3 protein-coding genes are annotated in these 2,348 nt (G+C 57.2%); 1 reads left to right on the plus strand and 2 read right to left on the minus strand.

Annotated features, from left to right (window positions below; all coding sequences use genetic code 11):
* Both EN893_RS29550 and EN893_RS29555 read right to left on the minus strand, forming a co-directional pair.
* On the minus strand, positions 1-533 hold a 533-nt coding region (locus EN893_RS29550; protein WP_128362006.1), incomplete at its 3' end, for a sigma-70 family RNA polymerase sigma factor.
* A gap of 156 nt (positions 534-689) precedes the next feature.
* A complete protein-coding gene (locus EN893_RS29555; protein ID WP_127271205.1) occupies positions 690-1,709 on the minus strand; it encodes a hypothetical protein in 1,020 nt (339 codons plus the stop codon).
* On the opposite strand from EN893_RS29555, the gene EN893_RS29560 reads away from it, so the two are divergent.
* Positions 1,689-2,348 (plus strand): GNAT family N-acetyltransferase (locus EN893_RS29560; protein ID WP_164901217.1); only part of this gene is annotated, 660 nt, incomplete at its 3' end. The two genes, EN893_RS29555 and EN893_RS29560, sit on opposite strands and share 21 nt — an antisense overlap.

A 2,348-nucleotide genomic window follows, 5' to 3' on the forward strand; every position in this document is an offset into this window, starting at 1 on the left:
CCCTGCCCGAATCGCTTGGCTATCGCAGCAAGTCCGCGATGCAGCGACACACGCACCGCCGTCTCGCTGATGCCGAACTTCGCCGCCGTCTCACCGATGGACCGCCCTTCCACCGACACGGCCGAGACCACGGAGCGCTGTGCCGGCGACAGGCTGTCCAATGCCCGGTTGATATCTCGCTCGCTGACGGTCTCGGTTTCCGGCTCGGCGAACGTCTCGGCGATATCGTCAACATCGATCTCGATGCGCCGTCCTCGCCGCCGGAACGCATCGATCACCTTGAAGCGGGCGATCGCGTAGATCCACGGCAACACCGGCGCATCCTGACGCCAGGTATGTCGTTTTACATGAATAGCCAGCAAGGTTTCCTGCACGACATCCTCGGGATCGACCCCGCCCTGCACGATCTTGCGCCTGGCAAAACCGCGAACCAGCGCGGCAATCCGGTGCAGAAAGTCGGCGTAAGCCCTTTCATCTCCCGCGATCGCGGCCCGCATCAGCCGGGAAAGTTCGGCCTCGTCCTTGCCGCTCACAAGAGTTCACTCCCCCGAATTTCGCGTCTCGGCGCTGATTTGTTACGTGGCCGGCGAAATAATGTCCAAGCCAAACTATCGGCAAATCACGAAAGATTGCGGCACACCGCGCGCCGATCGCCAGAGCGATATTGCCCCGCGCTCTTGTTCGAGAACTCAAGGCTTGGCGCCGAACATGGCGTCCCGGAAAGACCTGAAGCCCTTTCGAACGGTCAGCTTCATCCGTCTGCGACGGTACTTGTTTCTCAGGCGGCCCAAGATCTGGAAATGTGTCTCATCGATAACCGGAGTGGATAGGGGATCGTTAGCATATGGCAGTTGTGCCAAGGCATCTGCATGCATGTTGGCGTAAGGCAACGAATCGTATCTGTCGAAGGGTGTGGGCGGGTCGTTCAATACAGTGGGATTGGTGTTGATCTCGAAAACCTGGATACGACCATCGACAATGGTGTAGTCGATCCTGCCATATGAGATCCCCGCCTTCTCGAAAATCGGCATCAGCTCTACCGCATGCGGATTGTCGCGCACAAACTCGGTATGCTCGACCCGATGTTGCCCCGACATACCGCCTCCCTGTACCTTTATGAACCACTCCTTGCTGGCGAAGCAGTGTTGCGCATAACTGCGCTCGCCGATCCGATATGCCGAGTATTTTCGGTAGCTGCCATCGGCACCAGCCTTTGCTCCAAACTCCACCACTATGGGGCGAACAAAATTCATCGTACCCAGGTTCGAGAGCGCCTCGCCGAGTTCCGCCGGCGATTGCAACAGCGGCGGCACTTTATAAGCGGCGCCCGTCTCGTCACGCAGAAAGACAGGGAAACGCATTCCCGCCGGCAGACTTTCGGGTCTGTATACATTGAAATCATTGATGCCGTCCGCGAACAGCATACGCAATAGATCGAAACGCTGAAGGCTTTTTCGGGGATGGTTGAGTTGAAACAGATCAGGCTGCTGCGACTTCATCCGCTGGCTGAGATTGGAGCATGCTTCAATCTCTGCTTCGCTCAGTCGGTCCAAATCCGTCCAAAGAACGGTGCCTCTGGAAATCTCAAGCAGATGCTCCCGTTCGTCATAGGGGACAAAGCGCACAGAACCCTGCAAATCTGTTCGAAAATAGAGTAGCAGGCTTGCCAGGGTATAGGCATGCAAGCGATGGCAAACATAGAAGATCATGAGACAACCCGCCCCTACTCATGCACTCATCAACAGCTGGTATCAGAAAATTATCGATTCGATATCGCAATTACGAGCCGCCTTTCGACGATGAAGATGATCGTATTTCAACAGCTTATGGCAGACGACGTTCCGGGCATGGCCGCGATGGAGGCCGCGGCCTGGGGACGACTCGGTGCCAGCGAAAAAACAATTCACCACCGGCTTTCGCTCGGGCATACAATGATCCTGGCCATGGTTGAGAACCTTGTTGCCGGCGCGATCTGCTTCGTGGAAACCAGCCAAGATCCGCACGATACGGGAAGGTTCCCCAAGACCTTCTCCGCCTACTCTTCGCTTGCCAGGAGCCGACCTGCACGGTCACTCTACGTGTACAATCTTGGTGTGCGACCCGAATTCCGCGGCACCGACATGGCACGCCGCCTGTTGTCGCAAATGTCTGACTATGGACGGCAGGTCGGTGCGCGTTGGTTGGTCGGCGACGGACGTTGCCCGTCCTACGCGGGAGCACAGGACGAGTTGCCCGACAAGGTTCGGCCGGATCCGGAATTTCGTCGGACCATCGACGATTGGCATCGGACCGGTGTCATGCCTTCGGTGGAATCCATAACGAGGGATCCGCTACTGCGGTTCTATAAC

It is taken from the genome of Mesorhizobium sp. M7A.F.Ca.CA.004.04.2.1 (genome assembly GCF_004022825.1).
In the GTDB taxonomy this organism is placed as follows: domain Bacteria; phylum Pseudomonadota; class Alphaproteobacteria; order Rhizobiales; family Rhizobiaceae; genus Mesorhizobium.